Source organism: Janthinobacterium sp. CG3 (genome assembly GCF_000344615.1).
GTDB lineage: Bacteria > Pseudomonadota > Gammaproteobacteria > Burkholderiales > Burkholderiaceae_D > Janthinobacterium.
Genome location: NZ_KB467824.1, coordinates 3,655,741 through 3,677,025, shown reverse-complemented (window position 1 = coordinate 3,677,025; position 21,285 = coordinate 3,655,741). Strand labels below are relative to the sequence as shown.

Here is a 21,285-nt window from a genome sequence, read left to right as displayed (position 1 = left end):
CCATACACCGCCAATACATAAACAGTCGCGTGCTACGGTTTTTGCATTTCGGCCTGGACCAGGGCGCGGCTTTTCGGGTCGAGCTTTTGCACCGCGCGCGCCAATTTGTCGCCCTGCTCGATGGCGGCGCTTTGCTGCGGCGTCAACGCCAGCGCCGTGACCGCCGGCGCCGGTATCACCGGCGGCTTGGCCAGCCAGGCTTGGCCGGCCAGCACCAGCAGGGCGCTGAACGCGGCGACGGCGGCGGCGCCGCCCAGCAGGCGCCAGTCGCGCGGCGCGAACGGCGCGGCGGCCTGGCTGGCCACCGCCAGGGGCGGCGCATCGCCAGCCGGCGCCAGCGGCGCGGCGGGCGCGCCGGCGGCGGCGCCGCGCGCCTGCCGCGCCAGCTCCTGCGCCGCGGCGTCGAGCAGCGCCACCTGGCGCTCGACCGTGTCGGCCAGCACCGCCTCGTTCAGCGCCACCAGCGCGAAGATCGGGTCGTCGCAGTCGACCTTGATGCCGGTCTTCTCGAACACCAGCGCGCGCAGTTTTTGCCGGTCCATCGCGCCCCCTACCACTGTACTTTATCGAGCTGCTCGAAAATGTCGCGGTAGACGACCTTGATGCGCTGCTTCTCCATGATGTTGAATTTGTCGTTTTGCAGCACCTCCTGCATCGTCAGGCGCGCCGTGTTCATCTTCTTGATGTCGGCGCCGAAGGTGTCGGCGTTGCGCTGGCTGAGCGTGACGCTGCCCTTGAGCCGGCCCGCGTGCTCGCTGTAGGACTGCGATTCGACGAACAGCTTGCCGGAGGCCGATTGCAGCAGGCCGAAATGCTCGTTCTGCCACAGCACCAGCGGCACCGTGGTGGCCTTGGCCGTCGCCACGAAGCCGGTGGCGGTGTCGTGCAGCGTGTCGCCGCCGCCGACGATGGTGTGGATGTAGACCTGGCGGCCGGATTCCTGCAGCAGCGAGAAGCAGTCGTTTTCGATCAGGTAGCCCATCAGCGGCGAGAAGGTGTTGGCGCCGTTGTCGATGACGCAGTTGCCGTCCTCCTCGAGGATGTCGATCATCAAGGCGTCGAAGCGCTTCGGGTCGATGTTGCGGGCATCGGTCATCACCGGCACGTGCTTGACGTCCATCGCCTTGTAGCGCGAGAAGGTGGCGTTCTCCTGGTCGGTGTCGTAGCAGCGCAGCGGCCGCTCGTCCTTGCCCGCTATCCATTGCGCCAGGATGGTCGACACCAGCGTCTTGCCGATGCCGCCTTTGCCCTGCAGGATGAAATGAACCGTGTTTTGCATTGCAATACTCCAAAATGAGTCGAACAGCATTCAACAACTACCAATCAATCCGCGGCGCGCCCGGCCGCGCCGGCGCCGGGACGCGTCAATCCAGCGTCGAGGGTAAGTCTTTTGCGGCGAGATGGCAACCGCCGCGCCGGGGCCGGCCGCCACGGGCCGCGCCGGCGGCGGATATATTTTCCGCCGCTGCCTGAAAAAGCGGCAGCGCGGCGTCGAATGTGGGTATCATGTCGACTTAATGAAATGCAATATTTATGGTCGAACGCTTTCGCCCCTTGTGCCCCGAGAAGGATACCCGCGCAGTGCCCAAAGCCCGCCACGACAAGACCGAGATCGATCGCCTCAACCTGCAGGGCCTGTCCTGCCTGGTCGCCAACCGGCGGCAGGCCAGGCGCCTGACCCGGCTGGCGCTGGTGTCGGCCGCCGCGCTGCGCTACGAGCGCGGCGCGGCGCGCGCGCAGATCAACCAGCTGTGGCTGAGGTATTACGCCGGCCTGGCCGGCCAGCCCGAGCCGCTGTACCAGGCGCTGCACCGGCGCTTCGAGGCGTGCGGCGACCTCGAGGGCAGCATGGCGCTGGAGGTGGTGCTGGGCGCCTACGCCAGCCGCGGCGGCGAGCTGGCGCTGGCGGCGCGGCATTTCGACAACGCCCGCGCGCTCGCTTCGCACATTCCCGACTCGTTGCACAAGTTCATGCTGCACACCCGCCTGGGGATTGACGCGCAAAGCCGCGGCGACGGCCGCGGCGGGCCGCGCAGTTTCCTGCTGGCGCTCGACATCGCCGAGCGCTTCGGCAGCGCCGCGCACCGCGTCAACAGCCTGTCGAACCTGGCCTCGACGCAGCACGACCTGGGCAACGACGAGGACGCCATCCCGCTGCTGGGCGAGGCGCTCGACATCATCGGCCACCAGCAGTTGCACCAGCAGCGCGCGATCGTCTCGGCCAACCTGGCGATGTGCCTGCTGGCCAGCGGCAAGGCCGGCGAGGCGCTGGCGCTGGTCGAGCCGTTTTTCGACGACGCCGAGGCCGACGTCGGCGTGCGCGCCTTCGTGCTGTGCATCGGCGCCCACGCGGCGATCCTGGTGGGCCGGCTCGACGCCGCCCAGGAGCTGCTGCGGCGCGGCCAGGCCTGCGCCTTGCAGGGCCGCGACCTCGACGAGCAGATGCACGGCTGGCTGGTACAGGGCACGCTCGACCAGGCCCGCGGCGCGCCCGGGGCGGCGCTGCTGGCGCTACAGCGCGCCCACGCCATGCTGGAGCTGACGCGCAACCCGTATTACGAGCGGCAGATCTACCAGGGCCTGGCCACGCTCCACGCCGGGCTGGGCGACTGGCGCGCCGCCTTCGGCTTGCTGCGCCAGTACCAGGCGCTGTTCGAGGCCAGCAGCAAGTCGGCGCGCGAGTCGCGCCTGCTGATGCGCCACCTGGAGGGCGAGATGCGCACCCTGAAGGGCGAGCGCGACAAGGCGCTGGAACTGCAGGCGGCGCGCCAGCTTGAAAACCAACAGCTCGAGCACCTGAACCGCGAGTTGGCGCAGCAGATCATGCACGTCAATTCGCTGCAGGACAGCCTGCGCGAGCAGGCCATCCGCGACCACCTGACCGGCTTGTACAACCGGCGCCATTTCGAAACCTGCCTGAACGCCATTCTGCACGAGTCGGACGGCCGTTTCCCGGTCAGCGTCGTGCTCGTCGACCTGGACTTCTTCAAGCGCGTCAACGACAACCACGGCCACGCCTTCGGCGACGAGGTGCTGGTGCAGTTCGCCCGCCTGGTCGAGGGCCAGTTGCGCGCCAGCGACCTGCTGTGCCGCTACGGCGGCGAGGAGTTTTGCCTGCTGATGCGCGAGGCCGACAGCGCCATCGCCGCGCGCAAGATGGCCGATATCGCGGCGCGCTACCGGCAACTACTGGTGCGCCAGGGCGGGCACGCGCTGCGCGGCTGCACCTTCTCGGCCGGCATCGCCGAATACCCGCGCCACGGCGCCGGCCGGCATGAATTGCTGACGCGCGCCGACGGCGCGCTGTACGCCGCCAAGCAGGCCGGCCGCGACCGCGTGCAAGTAGCCTAGCCGGCCCGGCGGAGCGCGGCGCGGCGGCCGCGCCGACCGCCCCGGCCCGACCGGCCGCTAGCGCCGCTGCGGCGCCGCGCCCTGCTCGCCGCGGCCGCTGCGCGGCTCGAGCGTGGCGCTGTCGACGCCGGCGCGCGAGGCCGCCCGCAGCTCGGCCCAGGTGACGGGGGCGCCGTGGGTCACATGCCAGATCCCGCTCTCCTCGTCGATCAATAGGTCAAGGCAGGCGTGCAGCAGGTCCGGCACGTAGGTCGGCGACACCGTCAGGTCGGCGGCGGCGGCGAACGGTTGGCCGCGTTCGAGCGCCGCCAGCGCCCGCGCCAGGAAATTGCAGTCGTCCCACGGCCCGAAAAAGGCGCTGCTGCGCACCACCAGCGCGGCCGGCGCGGCGTCGAGCACGCGCCGTTCCGCCTCGGCCTTGCTTTTGCCGTAGATGTTGAGGGGCGCGACCGCGTCGGCTTCGACGTGGGGCGCCAGTTTGCCGCCGTCGGACACCAGGTCGCTCGAAAAGGTCAGCAGGCGCACCTGGCGGCGCTGGCACTCTGCCGCCAGCACCGCCGCGCCGGCGCTGTTTTCCCGGAAACAGCGCGCGACGTCGGTTTCGGCCTGGTCGACCTTGACGTAGCCGCTGGTGTTGACCAGCGCCCACGGCCGGTAGTGGCGCGGCGCCGCATTCCGGGCCGCCCCACATTTCAAGCGGGGCGGCGGCGCTGTCGTGCTGTGGCGTGGGCATGGGGCCTGTCTCCGCTGGCGCGATGCAGGTTCGATGCCAACCCCGGCCGAAAAGTTCGCGCCGCCTCAGCCGACGAAGCGCAGCAGGCCCTTGAGCGCGTGCGCCACGGCCTGCTCGCGCACCGCCTGGCGGTCGCCGGCGAAGACCAGCCGCTCGGTGTGGCTGCGTTCGCCGATGCGCCAGCCGAAGCAGACCGTGCCGACCGGCTTGCCCGGCACCGCCCCGGCCGGGCCGGCGATGCCGGTGGTGGAGACGGCGACGTGGGCGTTGCTGTTGGCCAGCGCGCCGCCGGCCATCGCCGCGGCGACCTCCTCGCTGACGGCGCCCAGTTGCGCGATCAGCGCCGCCGGCACGTCCAGCAGCCCGGTTTTCGAGGCGTTCGAATACACCACGAAGCCGCAGTCGAACCAGCCGGTCGAGCCGGCCACCTCGGTGATCGCCTGCGCCACGCCGCCGCCGGTGCAGGACTCGGCGGTGCTCAGCAGCAGGCCCCGGGCTTGCAGCGCGCGGCCCACCTGGGCCGCCAGGTCGGGAATGTCGTTGCTCATGTGTGGCTCCTTGAGGATGGAACAGGGCGGCGCCGGCGGCGCCGGCATGGCGTGATTCTAGCCTGCCGGCGGCATGGTCAGCCCTGCAACATGTCAAAAAATTTCACCCGCCGACCTTGAAAATGCGTACACTTGTTTCCAATCAGAACGCTAAAAATGTCCATTCAACACACTCCGCCGTGGCTTGGCGAGCCTGCGCGAGCGGCTCGCCCGCGACCCGGGGCAGCGCCGGCTCGGGAACCGATTTTGCCAACACACGATACCGACCGCTCCGCGATGGGGAGCGCCATGTTGCTGAACCGCCTGTCCGGGCCGCGCCGCTGGCGCGCGTCCGCTCGCCCGCGATGGCGGCGCTGACGCGCGCCGGCGCCGCGCGGGCGCAGCGCCAGGTCAAGGCCGCCTACCTGTATCAATTCGCCGGCTTCGTCGAATGGCCCGAGGGCAGCTTCGCCCGGTCCGACAGCGCGCTTGGCGGCATGATCAACTTCGTCGTCGCCGACCAGAAGCTGCGCGTCGAGGTGGCGCTGAAAGCGCTGGCCTCGGCGCGCCTGCGCATCAGCGCGCGCACGCTGTCGGCCGCCTACAACGTGCGGGGGGCCCCGTGATCCGACTGCGCTCGATCCGCCTGAAGCTGCTCGCCGTGGTGCTGTCGACAACGCTGGTGGCGTTGCTGGTGTCGATCGGCTCGATCATCGCCTACGACCTGCGCGCCTACCACCGCACCGTGCTGGCCGACATGGCGAGCCAGTCCGAGCTGCTGGGGCGCATGACGTCGGCGGCGCTGACCTTCGACGACCGGCGCCTGGCGCGCGAGAACCTGGCGCTGCTGCGCATCCGTCCCGGCGTGCAGGCCGGCGCCATCTACAACGCCGGCGGCGCGCTGTTCGCCAGCTACCTGGCGCCCGGCCAGGCCGAGGCCTTCCCGGCCCGCGCCGAGGGCGACGGCGTGCGCGTCGACGGCAAGCGCCTGTTGCTGTTCAAGCGCATCGTCGACAACGGCGAGCTGCTCGGCACGGTCTATCTGCGCGCCGACTACCAGCTGGCCGGGCGCATCGGCGACTACCTCGGCATCGCCGCCGGCGTCACCGTGCTGGCGCTGCTGCTGGCCTGGTTGGTCACGCGCCGGCTCGATTACATCATCACCCGGCCCATCCTCGACATCGCCGACGCCGCCCGCGAGGTCGTCGAGACGGGCGATTATTCGCGCCGCGCGCGCAAGTTCAGCGACGACGAGGTGGCCCGGCTGGTCGACTCGTTCAACCAGATGCTCGCCGAGACCGAGCACCGCACGCGCGCGCTGGAAACCTCGAACCGCGAGATCGCCCGCGAGGCCGAGCAGCGCAGCCTGGCGCAGGCCGAGGTGATGCGCCTGAACCTGGACCTGGAGCGGCGCGTGCACGAGCGCACCACGCAGCTTGAGGTCAGCAACGGCGAGCTGGCCATGGCGGTGGCGCAGGCCAAGAGCGCCAACCACGCCAAGTCGGCCTTCCTGTCGGCCATGAGCCACGAGCTGCGCACGCCGCTCAACGCGATCCTCGGCTTCGCCCAGATCCTGAGCTCGGAGCGCTTGCCGTCGACGCTGGCGCAAAAGAAGGAGTTCGCCAGCCACATCCTGAAGTCGGGGCGCCACCTGCTGACGCTGATCAACGAGATCCTCGACCTGGCCAAGGTCGAATCGGGCACGCTCGACCTGTCGCTCGAACCGGTGGCGCTGCAGGACATCCTCGACGAATGCCACGCCATGGTCGCGCCGCTGGCGCAGCAGCGCGGCGTGCGCATGCTGTTCCCGCAGGGCTGCGCGCTGAACGTGCAGGCCGACCGCACCCGCCTCAAGCAGATCCTGCTGAACCTGCTCTCGAACGCCCTCAAATACAACCGCCCGGCCGGCAGCGTGGTCGTCGACTGCGCGCCCAACGGCGCCGGCGCGGTGCGCCTGTCGGTGCGCGACAGCGGCGTCGGGCTGGCGCCGCGGCAGCTCGAGCGGCTGTTCCAGCCGTTCAACCGGCTCGGCCAGGAAACCGGCGCCGAGGAGGGCACCGGCATCGGCCTGGTGGTCACCAAGCGCCTGGTCGAGCTGATGGACGGGCGCCTCGGCGTCAGCAGCGAGATCGGCGTCGGCAGCGTGTTCTGGGTCGAGCTGCGCGCCACCGAGCCGACCGCGCTGGCGGCGCCGGCGGTGCCGGCCGAGGAGGCGGCGGCGCTGGCGGCGCCGGGCGCGCCCGTCACGCTGCTGTACGTCGAGGACAACCCGGCCAACCTGCGCCTGGTCGAGGAGATCGTGCGTTTCCGCCCCGAGCTGCGCCTGCTGTCGGCGCCGGACGGCCACCTCGGCATCGAGCTGGCGCGCGCCCACCAGCCGCAGTTGATCCTGATGGACATCAACCTGCCCTGCGTCAGCGGCATCGACGCCATGAAGCTGTTGCGCAGCGACCCGCTGACGGCGCACATCCCGGTCATCGCGCTGACCGCCAACGCCATGCCGCGCGACGTCGAGCGCGGCATGGCGCTGGGATTTTTCCACTACCTGACGAAACCCATCAACATCGACGAATTCACCCAGGCCATCAACAGCGCGCTGGCCCACGTCGCAGAAAAGGGCGGGCCGACATGATCACCCAAGCCGACATCCACGGCGCAAAAATCCTGCTCGTCGACGACCAGGCCATCAACGTCGAGCTGCTCGACTATTTGCTGAGGAGCACCGGCTACCTGGCGGTCAGCTCGACCACCGATCCGCGCCGGGTGGCGGCGCTGCACGCCGAGCACGACTACGACCTGATCATCCTCGACCTGCACATGCCGGGCATGAGCGGCTTCGACGTGATGGCGGCGTTGAAACCGATCGAGGCCGGCGCCTACCTGCCGGTGCTGGTGGTGACGGCCGACCCGGAGAAGAAGCTGGCCGCGCTCGACGCCGGCGCGCGCGACTTCGTCAGCAAACCCTTCGACCCGCTCGAGGTGCTCACGCGCATCCACAACATGCTCGAGGTGCGCCTGCTGCACCGCGAAGCGCGCCAGTACAGCGCGCGCCTGGAGCGCACCGTGCTCGAACGCACCGCCTCGCTGCAGCGCTTTCGCAGCGCCATGGACGCCACCGCCGACGCCATCTTCCTGGTCGACCCGGCCGGCGCCGCCCTGCTCGACGTCAACGAGGGCGCCTGCCGCATGCTCGGCTACAGCCGCGCGCAACTGCTGGCGATGGCGCCGGCGCGGCTGCTGCCGGCGCCGCCGGCGGGCGCGCCGCGCGACCCGGCGCGCGCGCCGCTGCTGGTGGAGTGCGAGCTGGAGCGCCACGACGCGGTGCCGGTGCCGGTCGAACTGTACTGGCAGTGGCAGCAGCAGGTGGAGCCGGGGCGGGTGCTGATCGCGGTGGCGCGCGACATCAGCGAGCGCCGCGCCGCGCAGGAGCGCATGAAGCACCTGGCCCATTACGACAGCCTGACCGGGCTGCCCAACCGCACGCTGTTCTACCAGACGCTGGAACACGCGATCGGGCTGGCGCGCGAAAAGGCCTGGCGCATCGTCGTGCTGTTCATCGCGCTGGACCGCTTCAAGAACGTCAACGACTCGCTCGGCGCGGCGCTGGGCGACGAGCTGCTGCGCCAGTTCAGCAACCGCCTGGTGCAGTGCGTGCGCCTGCGCGACACGGTCGGGCGCATGGGCAACGACGAGTTCGCGCTGATCCTGACGATGACGCGCGACCAGCAGGACGCCGTCAACGTCGCCAACCAGGTGCGCGAGGCGCTGCGCGCGCCGTTCGACCTGGGCGGCCACGCGGCGGCGCTGACGGCCAGCATCGGCATCGCCATGTACCCGGACGACGCGGTCGAGCCGGAACCGCTGATCAAGTACGCCAACACGGCGATGGCGCGCGCCAAGCAGGCCGGGCGCGACGGCTACCGCTTCTTCACCGCCGGCATGAACGTCCAGGTGCTGGCCCGGCTCGACCTGGAGCTGGCGCTGCGGCGCGCCCTCGACCAGGGCGAGTTCGTGCTGTACTACCAGCCCAAGGTGGACCTGCGCCGCGGCCGCCTGAGCGGGGTCGAGGCGCTGCTGCGCTGGCGCCGGCCCGGCTACGGCCTGGTCGCGCCGGCCGAGTTCGTGCCGCTGCTGGAGGACACCGGCCTGATCGTGCGCGCCGGCGCCTGGGTCGTCGACGAGGCCTGCCGGCAGATCGCCGCCTGGTGCGCCGGCCCGGTCGGCGCGGTGCACGTGGCGGTGAACGTGTCGAGCCGGCAGTTCGCCGAGGGCGACCTGGAGGGCGGGGTGCGCGCCGCGCTGGCGCGGCACAAGGTCAACCCGGCGCTGCTCGAACTCGAGCTGACCGAGTCGGCGCTGATGGTCAACGCCGAGCGCACCATCGTGGTGCTGGGCAACCTGAAGAAAATCGGCGTGAAGATCGCCATCGACGATTTCGGCACCGGCTATTCCAGCCTGTCCTACCTGCAGCGCTTCCCGATCGACAAGCTGAAGATCGACATCGCCTTCGTGCGCAACATTACCACCAACCCGAACGACGCCGCCATCGCGCTGGCCATCATCAGCATGGCGCACAGCCTGAAGCTGGGGGTGATCGCCGAGGGCGTCGAGTCGCGCCCGCAGCTGGAATACCTGCGGCGCAACCGCTGCGACGAAATCCAGGGCTACTACTTCAGCCGGCCGCTGCCGGCCGCCGAGCTGGGCCTGCTGGTGGCGGCCGGCACCGGCCTGCCGCGCGAGCCGGACCAGGCGGCGCAGCCGTCGCAGACCCTGCTCATCGTCGACGACGACGTCAACGTGCTGTCCTCGCTGCACCGGCTGTTCCGGCCGGACGGCTACCACATCCTGACGGCGGCGTCGCCGGCCGAGGGCTTCGAGATGCTGGCGTTGCACCAGGTCCACGTGATCGTCTGCGACCAGCGCATGCCGGTCATGAGCGGCACCGAATTCCTCAGCAAGGTCAAGGAAATGTACCCGGAGACCATCCGCATCATCCTGTCCGGCTACACCGGGCTGGAGTCGGTGCTGGACTCGATCAACCGCGGCGCGATCTACCGCTTCTACACCAAGCCGTGGGACGACACCCAGTTGCGCGACAATATACGCCTGGCCTTCCACCACTACTGGCTGGTGAACCAGGCGGTGCCGGCGCGCCCCGGCGACGCCCAGGCCGACCCGGCCATCTGAGCGCCGCGAACAAGCGAAAAACCGGCGGCAAAGAGCCGGGCTCGGACCTTCAGGTCCGAGCCCGGGCTGACGCCGGCGGTTTTTTTCGGCCCGCCTACGCCTTGAAGTGGTCGAAGCCCTGCAGCCGCAGGTCGAGCGGGCGGCCGGCGCCGTCGACCAGGCGCAGGCCGGGCGCGGCGTCGATGGCGCCGACCCGGGCCACCGGCGTGGCGGCGCCGGCGGCCAGCGCCAGCACCGCGTCGCGCGCCGCCGCCGGCGCCGTGAAGCACAACTCGTAGTCGTCGCCGCCGGCGGCGGTGAAGCTGCGCCGCAGCGCCTGCGTCTGGCGCGCCAGCACCGGCCCGGCCGGCAGCGCGTCGACGTCGAGCGTGGCGCCGACCCGCGACGCGGCCAGAATGTGGCCGAGGTCGCCGACCAGGCCGTCCGAGATATCAATCGCCGCGTGCGCCAGGCCCGAGCGCGCCAGTGCCAGCCCCAGCGCCACCCGCGGCGCCGGCGCGTGCATGCGCGCCGCCGCCCGCTCCAGCTCGGCGCCGTCCAGCGCCAGCTCGGCGCGGTAGCCGGCCAGCGCCAGGCGGGCGTCGCCCAGCGTGCCGCTGATCCAAATGTCGTCGCCGGCGCGGGCGGCGGCGCGGCGCAGCGCCGCGCCGGGCGCCAACTCGCCGAACACCGTGATGCAGATGTTCAGCGGCCCCTTGGTGGTGTCGCCGCCGATCAGCTCGCAGTCGAAGGCGTCGGCCAGCGCGAACAGGCCGTCCGAAAAGCCGGCCAGCCAGTCGCGTTCTGCCGCCGGTAGCGCCAGCGCCAGCGTGAAGGCGACCGGGCGCGCGCCCATCGCCGCCAGGTCGGACAGGTTCACCGCCAGGCTCTTGTGGCCCAGCTTGCGGGCCTCGGCGCCGGCGAAGAAATGCCGGCCCTCGACCAGCATGTCGGACGAAATCGCCATCTGCATGCCGGGCGCCGGGGTCAGCAGCGCGCAGTCGTCGCCGATGCCGAGCGTGGCGCGGCCGGCGCGCGGGCGCGCGAAATATTGTTTGATGAGGTCGAATTCGGAGAGCATGGCGCCATTGTACCGAATGGCGGCGTACGTGCCCCTTTGCCGGGCTCCCGCTCAGCCGAGCCGCTCCAGCGCGAAGTCGACAAAGCTGCGCACCTTGGCGCTGGGGCGGGTTTCGGCGCGCCGCACGATGTGCATGGCGCGCTCCGGCAAGTTCCAGTCGGGCAGCAATTCGACCAGTTGGCCGGACGCGATGAACGGTTCCAGCAGCGCCCCGGTTTGCACCGCCACGCCCATGCCGGCCAGCGCCGCCGCCACCAGCGCCTGGCCGGTGTTGCTGGCGAAGCCGCCGCGCACCGGCGCGTGCACGCTGGCGCCGGCGCGCGCGAAGCGCCAGGCGTGGTCCGGCCCCCAGGCGGCGAACGCCAGGCAGTTGTGTTGCGCCAGGTCGGACGGGTGCAGCGGCGCGCCGCGGCGCGCCAGATAAGCCGGGCTGGCCACCGCGTGCATGCGCTCGGGCCGCAGCGGCCGGGCGACCAGGGCGTCGTCGCGCAGCGCGCCGGCGCGCACGGCGACGTCGAAACCCTCCTCGGCCATGTCGACCACGCGGTTGTGCAGCGCCAGGTCAATGTGCACCTGCGGGTGCAGCGCGGCGTAGGCGCCGATTACCGGCACCAGCCGGTGGCTGCCGTAGGCGACCGGCGCGGTGACGCGCAGCACGCCCTGGGGGCTGGCGCGCACGGTCTCGGCGACGTGGTCGGCCGCCTCGACGCTGGCCAGCACCTCGCGGCAGCGTTCCAGGTACAGCGCGCCGATTTCGGTCAGCACCTGGCGGCGGGTGGTGCGCTCGATCAGTCGGGCGCCCAGCTGCTGTTCGAGCGCGCGCACGTGCTTGCCGACCATCAAGGCGGAGATACCCAGCGCGGGCGCCGCCGCGGCGAAGCTGTCGGCGCTGGCGGCGGCCACGAAGACCCGCATGCTATGGAGTTTATCGCTCATATTCATAATTATAAGTTACGGGTGGCCTAATAATTGGCGTATTTATCGCATCGATTATTTCGACAATAATGGCTCCATTGCAAAGTCAAATGGAGTCGGGAATGCGAATTGTGACGATCAAGCGCGCCGGGGCGCTGGTGTTGGCGGCGTTAGCCGCGCTGGCGCAGGCCGCGCCCGAGGCCGCGGCGACGCGGGCGTTGCCGCCCGACTGGTATCCGGAAAGCGTGGCGGCGGGCGCCGACGGCGCCCTATATGTCAGCAGTTGGCGCCAGGGCGCCGTGGCGCGGCTGGGCGGCGCCGGCGGCGCCGCCGGCATTGTCGTGGCGCCGGCCTCCAACGGCCTGGCGAACGGCCAGGGCGTGCTGGTCGACGCCGCCCGCCGGCTGCTGTGGGTGTGTTCGGCGGCGTTCGGTTTCACCAGCGTGCCGCTGACGCCGAGCGCGCTCAAAAGCTACGACCTCGACAGCGGCGCGCCGCGCGCCAGTTATCCCTTGCCGCCGGGGGAGGGTGGCGGCCCCGGCCAGTGCAACGACGTGGCGCAGGACGCCGCCGGCACGCTGTACGTGACCGACGCCGCGCAGCCGCGCGTGCTGCGCCTGCGCTCCGGCGACGCGGCCTTGCAGAGCTGGGCCGCGGACGCCGCCTTCGCCGCCGGCGCGCAAGGCTATACGCTCAACGGCATCGCCATCGACCGCGACCAGATTTACCTGAGCGCGGTGGCGGCCGTGCCCTACCTGTTGCGCGTCGGCGTCAACGGCGACGGCTCGGCCGGCCCGGCGGCAAAAATCGCCTTGCCGCGCGCGCTCAAGAACGCCGACGCGCTGCGGCTGGCCGGCCCCGACCGCCTGGTCATTTTCGAGAGTAACGCCTTTGGCGGCGACGGCGCCTATGGCGGCCAGATCACGCTGGCGCGGCTGGCGGGCCGCGGCGCCACGCTGCAAACCATCGTCGCCGGCCTCAACGAGCCGTCCTCCGGCGCGGTGGTGGACGGGCGCGTCTATTTTGTCGAATCGAAATTCGCGCTGCTGTTGCGCCACAAGGACGCGGCGCCGCCGCCCGACGTGCCCTTCAACGTGCAGTCGCGCGCGCTGCCGGCCGACTAAGCCTTCCATCCGCCACCACCACAGGAGCAAGGACATGACCGCATACGCCATCGGTTCGATCACCATCCACAACACGGATTGGCAAAAAGAGTACGGCGAAAACATGCCGGCGCTGATACAAAAGCACGGCGGCACGGTGCTGACGAGGGCGCCGGCCGTGGCGCTGGAGGGCGCGCCCTTGTTGCCCGGCCTGGTCGTGATGATCGCCTTCCCCGGCGCCGCGCAGGCGCGCGCCTGGTACGACGACCCGGCCCATGCGCCGCTGCGGCAATTGCGCCAGCGCGGCGCGCATTTCGACCTGATGCTGGTCGACGGCGTCTAGCCCTGCGCCTCAGGGTTGGGTGGTGGTCGCCTGCTCGTGCGACGGGCAGTTGGTGGTTTTCGACGGCAGGCCGTTCTTGATGATGTCCCTGCCGTTCGGCGTCTGGACGCCGTCGAAGGTGACGCAGTAGGTGCCGCCGGCGCCGACCACCTTGTGGCGGCGCCGTCCCTCGCCGGCGGGATCGATGAGTTCCTGGACTTTCGGCGCCTCGAACCAGCGGTTGGGCACGGCGTCGGCGGCGTCGGCGAAACCCTTGGCCAGGCGGGTCTGCGGCGTATTTGCCGGCGCGCTGAAGCGCAAGCCGGGGCCGGCCTTGCGCAATTGCCTGTCGATGGCGCCGACGTCGCGTTTGGCTTGTTGCAAGATATCGTCGATCCTCGGGGCCGGCGCGGCGCGTTCGGCGACGGCCGCTTGCACCGTGGCGGCGGGCGCGGTGGCGGCAAGCGGCACCGGCAGCAGCGTCGCGGCGGCGGCGCGCGGCAGGGCCGGTGGACGCCCCGCGACGCGACGCGCGGGCAAGGCCGGCAATGCCGGCAATGCCGGCACCGCCGTTGGCGGCGTCAGGCGCAGCCACTGGATGGGGTTGCCGGGCTCGGCCGGCTGCTGTGCCTGCGGCGGCGTCGGCCGGCTCAGCGTCCACGCATACAGCAAGGCCAGATGGATGGCGAGGGTCAGCGCCGCGCCGGCCAGCGGGCGGTGGCGGGGCGTGAATGTCGGTGTAGGCATGGTCAGGCAGCATAGCAAGCGGCACCTCATATTGCAACATTTGCAATACTTATTTACAAGTTTCGAGTGGGATTGCCACGCCGCGTCGCCCTCGGGACGGAGGCTTGGCATTGATGCGCATCACACATCCATCGCTATAACTGATCGGATTTATTGGCTTAATAGAAATTTCCTTCGGTTTTTTGGAATAAATTATGCGTTTTGGTGATAACGGACTGTCGCTTGGGGAAAATACCTAGCTAATTGAAAGAATCCGTCTGATAAAATCGTACGCTTTCCGATCGAACAAATAGGAAGGCTGCACAGAATGGATTCGTCATCTGATCAAAAAGAGGAATTACGTCAACAACTGCGCCTTGCCGCGCTCGAATACCACGAGTGCCCGAGACCTGGCAAAATCAGCGTCACGCCCACCAAACAACTCACCAACCAGCGCGACCTGGCGCTGGCCTACTCGCCGGGTGTGGCGGCGCCGTGCGAAGAGATCGTCATCGATCCCGCCAACGCCTATAAATACACGGCGCGCGGCAACCTGGTCGCCGTCATCACCAACGGCACCGCCGTGCTGGGCCTGGGCAACATCGGCCCGCTCGCCGCCAAGCCCGTGATGGAAGGCAAGGGCGTGCTGTTCAAGAAATTCGCCGGCATCGACGTGTTCGACATCGAGATCAATGAGCTGGACCCGGACAAGCTGGTCGACATCATCGCCTCGCTCGAGCCGACCTTCGGCGGCATCAACCTGGAAGACATCAAGGCGCCGGAGTGCTTCTACATCGAACGCCAGTTGCGCGAGCGCATGAAGATTCCGGTCTTCCACGACGACCAGCACGGCACCGCCATCATCGTCGGCGCCGCCATCCTGAACGGCCTGCGCGCGGTCGGCAAGGACATCAAGCACTGCAAGCTGGTGGTGTCGGGCGCCGGCGCGGCCGCGCTGGCCTGCCTGGACCTGATCGTCGACCTCGGCTTCCCGCTGGAAAACATCTTCGTCACCGACCTGGCCGGCGTGGTCTACAAGGGCCGCGTCGAACTGATGGACCCGGACAAGGCGCGCTTCGCGCAGCAAACCTCGCTGCGCAGCCTCGGCGAAGTCATCGCCGGCGCCGACATCTTCCTCGGCCTGTCGGCCGGCGGCGTGCTGAAACAAGACATGGTGCGCCAGATGGCGCCGAACCCGCTGATCCTGGCGCTGGCCAACCCGAATCCGGAAATCCTGCCGGAAGACGTCAAGGCCGTGCGCAGCGACGCCATCATCGCCACCGGCCGTTCGGACTATCCGAACCAGGTCAACAACGTGCTGTGCTTCCCGTACATCTTCCGCGGCGCGCTCGACTGCGGCGCCACCACCATCACGCGTGAAATGGAAATCGCCGTGGTGCACGCGATCGCCGAGCTGGCCCACGCCGAGCAGTCCGACATCGTCGCCACCACCTACGGCATCAGCAACCTGGCGTTCGGCCCGGAATACCTGATTCCGATGCCGTTCGACCCGCGCCTGCTGATCCAGATCGCGCCGGCGGTGGCCAAGGCCGCCTTCGAGTCCGGCGTGGCGACGCGCCCGATCAAGGACCTGCAAGCCTACGCCGACAGCCTGCAGCAATTCGTCTACCGCAGCGGCACCTTCATGAAGCCGCTGTTCCAGGTGGCGAAAAGCACCCCGGTCGAACTCAAGCGCATCGTCTACGCCGAGGGCGAAGAGGAGCGCGTGCTGCGCGCCGTGCAAGTGGTGGTCGACGAGCGCCTGGCGCGGCCCATCCTGGTCGGCCGCCCGGCCGTGCTGGAGTCGCGCATCGAGAAGTTCGGCCTGCGCCTGAAGCAGGGCCAGCATTTCGACGTCATCAACCCGGACCACGACGAGCGCTACCGCGACTACTGGCAGGCCTACTACGCGATGAGCAGCCGCAAGGGCGTCACCGAGGAATACGCGAAGCTGGAAATGCGCCGCCGCCACAGCCTGATCGGCGCGATGATGATCCACAAGGGCGACGCCGACGGCATGATCTGCGGCACCTTCGGCACCACCGACCTGCACCTGAAATATATCGACCAGGTGCTGGGCATGGGCGCCGGCAGCAAGGTCTACGCGGCGATGAACGTGCTGATCCTGCCGGAACGCCAGTTGGTGATCGTCGACACCCACGTCAACGAGAACCCGGACGCCGAGCAACTGGCCGAGATCACCATCATGGCGGCCGAAGAGATGCGCCGCTTCGGCCTGAGTCCGCGCGCGGCGTTGCTGTCGCATTCGAACTTCGGTTCGAGCAACAGCGCCTCGGCGCAGAAAATGCGCGCCGCGCTGGCCATCATCAAGGAGAAGGCGCCGGAACTGGAAGTGGACGGCGAGATGCACGGCGACACCGCGCTCGACTCGAAGCTGCGCAACAAGATCATGCCGCATTCGGACTTGAAAAACGACGCCAACCTGTTGGTGATGCCGAACATCGACGCCGCCAACATCGCCTACAACCTGCTCAAGACGGCGGCCGGCAACGGCATCGCGGTCGGCCCGATCCTGCTGGGCTGCGCCAAGGCGGTGCACATCCTGACGCCGTCGGCGACGGTGCGGCGCATCGTCAACATGACGGCGCTGTGCGTGGTCGACGCGGTGGCCCAGCGCAAGGCATAAAGCGGCGCCGCGGCCCTTTTCCGGGCCGCGGCAGCCGGCGCCGTCAAGCTTGTGGTTGACGCGCATCAAACCCCACGCCGATTGTTGTGCAGGCGTGGGGTTTTTCATTTGAGTTGACAATTGTCAAGTTCGAACGCGCGCCAGCGCCTAAGATGCAAGGGAACTCTCGGCCCTCCCAGCGGTCAACGATGACGAAGTAACCCATTGTTTATTTCCGGCTGATCGTGCGACGCAACAGCGCTGTCAGTGCGGGAGTTCACCATTTCAGTTGGCGCCAGCCGGGTTTGCCGCGTCGTGTCACGGCGCGGGGCTAAACCGATCCACGACAAGCGCGTTAACGGCCTACTTCTCGGCCCAGCGTTCCTTGATGGCGACGATCGCCGGCAGCTGCGCCAAAAACAGCTCCACCAGCGCGGCGTCGAAGTGGCGCCCGCGCTGCTCCAGCAGGAAGTCCACCGCCGCCTCGACCGACCAGGCTTCTTTGTACGGCCGCGCCGACGTCAGCGCGTCGAACACGTCGGCGATCGCGACGATGCGCCCGGCCAGCGGAATCGCCTCGCCCGCCAACCCCTTCGGATAACCGCTGCCGTCCCATTTCTCGTGGTGCGTCAGGGCGATGACGCGGGCGAGCGCCAGCATGCCGCCGGCGTGCTCGCCGATGATGTCGCCGCCGATGGTGGCGTGGGTTTGCATCACCGTCCATTCGGCGGCGTCGAGCCGGCCCGGCTTTTGCAGGATACTGTCGGGGATGCCGATCTTGCCGACGTCGTGCATCGGCGCCGCGTGCAGCAGGTCGTCGGCCTCGTCCTGGTCCATGCCGGCGGCCACCCCCAGCAGGCGCGCGTAGTGGCTCATGCGGATCACGTGCAGGCCGGTTTCGTTGTCCTTGTATTCGGCCGCCAGGCCGAGGCGCTGGACGATGGCCAGGCGCGATTGCTTGAGCTCGTCGACGTGCACCAGCGACAGGTGGGTGCGCACGCGCGCGCGCACGATGGGCGGGCTGACCGGCTTGGTGATGTAGTCGACGGCGCCGGCGTCGAAGCCGATCACCTCGTCGCGCGGGTCGCCCAGCGCGGTGACGAAAATCACCGGGATGGCGCAGGTGGCCGGGTCGGCCTTGAGCTGGCGGCAGACGTCGTAGCCGCTCATGCCGGGCATCATGACGTCGAGCAGGACCAGCTCGGGGCGCTCGCGCCGCGCCAGCTCCAGCGCCCGCTCGCCGTCCTTGGCGAACAGCAGGCGGTAGCCCGATTGCAGGATCTGGCGCAGCAGTTGCAGGTTGCTGGCCTCGTCGTCGACGGCCAGGATCAGCGGCAGTTTGTCGTGCGGGTGGCTCATGTCGGTTCCGGATTGAGAATGCCAAGGATGCCTTGCACGGCGCCTTGCGCCAGCGCGAAGTCGAAGTCGGCCAGGGCCAGTTGCAGCGCCGCCAGTTCGCCCGCCGCGCGCCCGCCCAGGCTGGCCGCCAGCGCCGCCAGCGCGGCGTCGTCGAGTTCGCCCCGTTGCAGCGATTGTAGCAGCATCGCCGCGCCGGCCCGGGCCGCGTCGGCGTCGAAGGCGCCGGCCGCGGCGGCCGCGGCGGCGCGCGGCGCCGGCGCGTCGGCGCGGATCGCCTGCAGCGCCGCCGGCCACTGCGCCACCAGGCGGCTCAGCACTTCGCTGCGGGCGGCGGCGTCGTCGCCGCCGCCGGCCAGGCACAGGTGTTCGACCTGGCCCAGCGTGGCGGCCAGTTGCTCCATGCCGAGGTTGGCGGCCATGCCGCGCAGCTTGTGCGCCTGCGCCTGCGCCGGCGCGTAGCGGCCGGCCTCGATGTGCGCCGCCAGCGCGTTGGCCGCGCCGCCGTGCTCGCGCTCGAAGTTCGCCAGCGCGCCCAGGTAGGCGTCGGGGCTGTCGGCCCAGCGCTGCAGGCCGGCCTTGCGGTTGAGTACGCGCCGGCCGGGGCCGGCCGGCGCCGCCGCGCCCGCCGCCGGCCCGCTTTCCAGCCCCAGCACGCGGGCGATTTCATGCGACAGCGTGGTCCAGTCGACCGGTTTGGAGGCGAAGCCGTCCATGCCGGCGGCGGCGCTGGCCTTGCGGTGGGCGTCGAGCACGCTGGCCGTCATCGCCACCACCGGTACCCGCGGGCGGCCGTCGCGCAGCGCCGCGGCGCGGATTTCGCGGGTCGCCGCCAAGCCGTCCATCAGCGGCATTTGCACGTCCATCAGGATCACGTCGAACACTTCCCCGGCCGCCAGCCGGGCCGCCTGGAGGCCGTCGCCGGCGCTGCGCACGCTGTGGCCGCGCTTGCCCAGTAGCAGCGCCAGCAGTTCCAGGTTTTGCGGCACGTCGTCGGCCGCCAGCACCCGCAGCGGCGGCAGCGCGAACGCGTCGCGCGCGCCGGCGGCCGGCGCCGCGCGCCGCCCCGGCACCAGCGGCAGCAGCACGTGGAAGGTGGCGCCGCGGCCGGGGCCGCTCTCGGCCCAGATGCGCCCGCCCATCAGCGTCACCAGCTGGCGGCTGATGGTGGTGCCCAGGCCGGTGCCGCCGTAGCGCCGCGTCATCGAGGCGTCGGCCTGGGTGAACGGCTCGAAAATGGCGTCGAGGCGGTCGGCCGGGATGCCGATGCCGGTGTCGCTGACCTGGATGTGCAACTGGCCCTCGCGCGTCGCCGCGGCCACGGTGACGCCGCCGGCGGCGGTGAACTTGACGGCGTTGCCGAGCAGGTTGCCGAGCACCTGGCGCAGCCGCAGCTCGTCGCCGTACAGCTCGGCCGGCAGGTCGCCGGCCAGCGCGATGTCGACCGTCAGTCCCTTGCCGCGGGCGTTGCCGCCGTAGGTCGACGAGAGTTCGTCGAGCAGCGCCAGCAGGTTGTAGTCGCCCAGTTCGAGTTCGACCGCGCCCTTGTCGAGCTTGGCCGTGTCGAGGATTTCGTTGAGCAGGCGCAGCAGCGAGCGGCCGGCGTGGCGCACGGTGTCGAGGTGGTGGCGCTGCTGCGCGTCGAGGTCGCTGTCGAGCAGCACGTCGGTGAAGCCGAGGATGGAATTCATCGGCGTGCGGATTTCATGGCTCATGTTGGCGACGAAGCTGGCGCGCGCGGCGGCGGCCTGCTCGGCGGTTTCCTTGGCGCGGCGCAGGTCCTGCTCCATGCGCTGGCGCTCGCTGATGTCGAGGATGACGCCGTCGATCCAGTGGCCCTGGCCGCTGGCGTCGGGGCCGACGGCGCCGTGTTCCCACATCCAGCGCAGCGTGCCGTCGGCGTGGCGCAGGCGGTATTCGACCAGGTAGGGCTGCGCCGCGGCCTGGCTGTGCGCGACGGCGGCGGCGACGCGGCCGCGGTCCTCCGGCAGGATCAGCGCGTTCAGGGTGCGCAGCGGCGGCTGGCCGAGGAAGTCGGCGGCCGCATAGCCGGCCACGCGCTCGATGCCGTCGCTGAGGAACAGCGCCGGGTGGCCCGGCGCGCTGCTGCAGCGGAAGGCGATGCCGGGGATGTTGCCGATCAGCGAGCGGAATTGCTGCTCGCTGTGGCGCAGCGCCAGCTCGATGGCGCGGCGTTCGCTGATGTCGCTGATGAACAGCACGAACAGCTCGCTGTCGGCCAGGCGCGCGTGGCCCAGCGCGCGCCGCAGCGGCACGCTGGAGCCGTCCTTGCGCAGGCCGCAGATTTCGGCGTCGAGCACGCCCTCGCCGCTGCGCAGGTAGCCGAGCAGTCCCTCGCGCTCGGAGCGGCCGGGGTCGGCCATCAGCACGCTGATGTTACGGCCCAGCACCTCGGCGCGCTTCCAGCCGAAGATGCGCTCGGCCGAGGCGTTGAATTCGTGGATGGCGCCGCCGCGGTCGACGGTGATGACGCCGTCGATGGTGGTGGTGAGCAGCGCGCGCATCCAGCTTTCGTTCTGGCTGAGCTGGCGGAACATTTCACGGTAGCGCAGCAGGCCGTTGGCCGAGGCGGCGAAGATGGTGAAGGCGACGGTGATCAGCGTCACCGCCAGCGCCACGAAGGCGCTGCTGGCGCCGACGGCGTTGCCCGGCGGCGGCGTGCCGACGAAGCGCGCCGCCGCCATGCCGGTGTAGTGCATGCCGGCGATGGCGCAGCCCATCACGCTGGCGGCCAGCAGCAGGCGCACGTCGCGGCCGAGGTATTGGCGCAGGCCGCGCAGGCCGAAGCGCACCCACAGCGCCAGCGTTGCCAGCAGCACCGCCACGACGATCGACAGGCCGAACATGAACGGGTCGTAGCGCAACGCCAGGCTCATGTTCATCGCCGCCATGCCGGTGTAGTGCATCGCGCCGATGCCGGCGCCGGTCAGCGCGCCGCCGGCCAGCAACGCGCCGGCGCTGAGCGTGCGCCGGTTCAGGATCGACAGCGCGACGCCGGAGGCGGCCAGGCTGGGCAGGATCGACAGGATCGTCAGCGCCGGGTCGTAGTCGACGCGGGTGCACAGGCTGAAGGCGAGCATGCCGATGAAGTGCATGGCCCAGACGCCGCAGCCCAGCGCCAGGCTGCCGGTCAGCAGGGCGATGCTGCGCAGGGCGCGGCTGGGATGGGCCGTGCCGCGGCCGGCGATCTGCAGCCCCATCCAGGAGGAAAAGATGGCCACCAGCACCGACAGCGCGACCAGGGCCGGATCGTAGCGGCCGTAGTTGAGCAGGCTCGGATCGGCCGGCGGCGAGAACAATTGCAGCAGCGTGGGTAGGAACATGGGGCGACGGCGGGACGGGTGGATAACAAATGCTT

16 protein-coding genes are annotated in these 21,285 nt (G+C 70.0%); 7 read left to right on the top strand and 9 right to left on the bottom strand.

Features of this window, described 5'->3' with window-relative positions; all coding sequences use genetic code 11:
• Positions 1 to 32 precede the first annotated feature (32 nt).
• Entirely contained in the window at positions 33 to 542 is a 510-nt protein-coding gene (locus JANGC3_RS0116195; protein WP_017877540.1) for a hypothetical protein, read from the bottom strand.
• An 8-nt stretch (positions 543 to 550) separates the two neighbouring features.
• The gene (locus JANGC3_RS0116190) at positions 551 to 1,279 is read right to left on the bottom strand and encodes a hypothetical protein (RefSeq protein WP_017877539.1); all 729 of its coding nucleotides are present in this window, start codon (positions 1,277 to 1,279) and stop codon (positions 551 to 553) included.
• Positions 1,280 to 1,581: 302 nt separating this feature from the next.
• On the opposite strand from JANGC3_RS0116190, the gene JANGC3_RS0116185 reads away from it, so the two are divergent.
• Entirely contained in the window at positions 1,582 to 3,351 is a 1,770-nt protein-coding gene (locus JANGC3_RS0116185) for a tetratricopeptide repeat-containing diguanylate cyclase (RefSeq protein WP_232429716.1), read from the top strand.
• 57 nt (positions 3,352 to 3,408) lie between these two features.
• Here the strand turns inward: JANGC3_RS0116185 and JANGC3_RS0116180 are convergent, their stop codons facing one another.
• Together JANGC3_RS0116180 and JANGC3_RS0116175 are read right to left on the bottom strand one after the other, a co-directional pair.
• Positions 3,409 to 4,047: an SDR family oxidoreductase gene (locus JANGC3_RS0116180; protein ID WP_017877537.1), complete on the bottom strand. Its 639-nt coding sequence runs from the start codon at positions 4,045 to 4,047 to the stop codon at positions 3,409 to 3,411.
• Positions 4,048 to 4,149: 102 nt separating this feature from the next.
• A complete protein-coding gene (locus tag JANGC3_RS0116175) occupies positions 4,150 to 4,632 on the bottom strand; it encodes a CinA family protein (protein WP_026133063.1) in 483 nt (160 codons plus the stop codon).
• Between the two features lie 344 nt (positions 4,633 to 4,976).
• Here JANGC3_RS0116175 and JANGC3_RS0116170 point away from each other — a divergent pair, with 344 nt between their 5' ends.
• The 3 genes from JANGC3_RS0116170 to JANGC3_RS0116160 are packed head-to-tail and all read left to right on the top strand — an operon-like array spanning position 4,977 to position 9,798.
• Positions 4,977 to 5,237, top strand: a complete 261-nt coding sequence (locus JANGC3_RS0116170) for a YfiR/HmsC family protein (protein ID WP_017877535.1) — start codon at positions 4,977 to 4,979, stop codon at positions 5,235 to 5,237.
• The gene (locus JANGC3_RS29465; protein ID WP_017877534.1) at positions 5,234 to 7,243 is read left to right on the top strand and encodes an ATP-binding protein; all 2,010 of its coding nucleotides are present in this window, start codon (positions 5,234 to 5,236) and stop codon (positions 7,241 to 7,243) included. The genes JANGC3_RS0116170 and JANGC3_RS29465 overlap by 4 nt, the downstream gene beginning before the upstream one ends.
• Positions 7,240 to 9,798 carry an EAL domain-containing protein gene (locus JANGC3_RS0116160; RefSeq protein ID WP_017877533.1) on the top strand — a complete coding sequence of 853 codons (2,559 nt, stop codon included), beginning with the start codon at positions 7,240 to 7,242 and terminating at the stop codon, positions 9,796 to 9,798. Before JANGC3_RS29465 ends, JANGC3_RS0116160 begins: the two co-directional genes overlap by 4 nt.
• Before the next feature lie 94 nt (positions 9,799 to 9,892).
• Here JANGC3_RS0116160 and thiL read toward each other — a convergent pair whose 3' ends face one another.
• Positions 9,893 to 10,858 carry a thiamine-phosphate kinase gene (gene thiL / locus JANGC3_RS0116155; RefSeq protein WP_017877532.1) on the bottom strand — a complete coding sequence of 322 codons (966 nt, stop codon included), beginning with the start codon at positions 10,856 to 10,858 and terminating at the stop codon, positions 9,893 to 9,895.
• Between the two features lie 51 nt (positions 10,859 to 10,909).
• Complete coding sequence (locus JANGC3_RS0116150; RefSeq protein ID WP_026133062.1) at positions 10,910 to 11,794, bottom strand: LysR substrate-binding domain-containing protein; 885 nt, start codon at positions 11,792 to 11,794, stop codon at positions 10,910 to 10,912.
• 101 nt (positions 11,795 to 11,895) lie between these two features.
• On the opposite strand from JANGC3_RS0116150, the gene JANGC3_RS0116145 reads away from it, so the two are divergent.
• On the top strand, positions 11,896 to 12,897 hold the full coding sequence (locus tag JANGC3_RS0116145; protein WP_035788754.1) for a hypothetical protein: 1,002 nt from the start codon (positions 11,896 to 11,898) through the stop codon (positions 12,895 to 12,897).
• Between the two features lie 34 nt (positions 12,898 to 12,931).
• The gene (locus JANGC3_RS0116140) at positions 12,932 to 13,219 is read left to right on the top strand and encodes a DUF1330 domain-containing protein (protein ID WP_017877529.1); all 288 of its coding nucleotides are present in this window, start codon (positions 12,932 to 12,934) and stop codon (positions 13,217 to 13,219) included.
• A gap of 9 nt (positions 13,220 to 13,228) precedes the next feature.
• Here the strand turns inward: JANGC3_RS0116140 and JANGC3_RS0116135 are convergent, their stop codons facing one another.
• Positions 13,229 to 13,945 carry a hypothetical protein gene (locus JANGC3_RS0116135; protein ID WP_157406681.1) on the bottom strand — a complete coding sequence of 239 codons (717 nt, stop codon included), beginning with the start codon at positions 13,943 to 13,945 and terminating at the stop codon, positions 13,229 to 13,231.
• 307 nt (positions 13,946 to 14,252) lie between these two features.
• Here JANGC3_RS0116135 and JANGC3_RS0116130 point away from each other — a divergent pair, with 307 nt between their 5' ends.
• Positions 14,253 to 16,571, top strand: a complete 2,319-nt coding sequence (locus JANGC3_RS0116130) for an NADP-dependent malic enzyme (RefSeq protein WP_017877528.1) — start codon at positions 14,253 to 14,255, stop codon at positions 16,569 to 16,571.
• A gap of 342 nt (positions 16,572 to 16,913) precedes the next feature.
• Here JANGC3_RS0116130 and JANGC3_RS0116125 read toward each other — a convergent pair whose 3' ends face one another.
• Positions 16,914 to 17,909 (bottom strand): response regulator, encoded by a 996-nt coding sequence (locus tag JANGC3_RS0116125; protein ID WP_017877527.1) that lies wholly within the window; start codon positions 17,907 to 17,909, stop codon positions 16,914 to 16,916.
• The gene (locus JANGC3_RS0116120; protein ID WP_017877526.1) at positions 17,906 to 21,250 is read right to left on the bottom strand and encodes an MHYT domain-containing protein; all 3,345 of its coding nucleotides are present in this window, start codon (positions 21,248 to 21,250) and stop codon (positions 17,906 to 17,908) included. Before JANGC3_RS0116120 ends, JANGC3_RS0116125 begins: the two co-directional genes overlap by 4 nt.
• Positions 21,251 to 21,285: the final 35 nt, after the last annotated feature.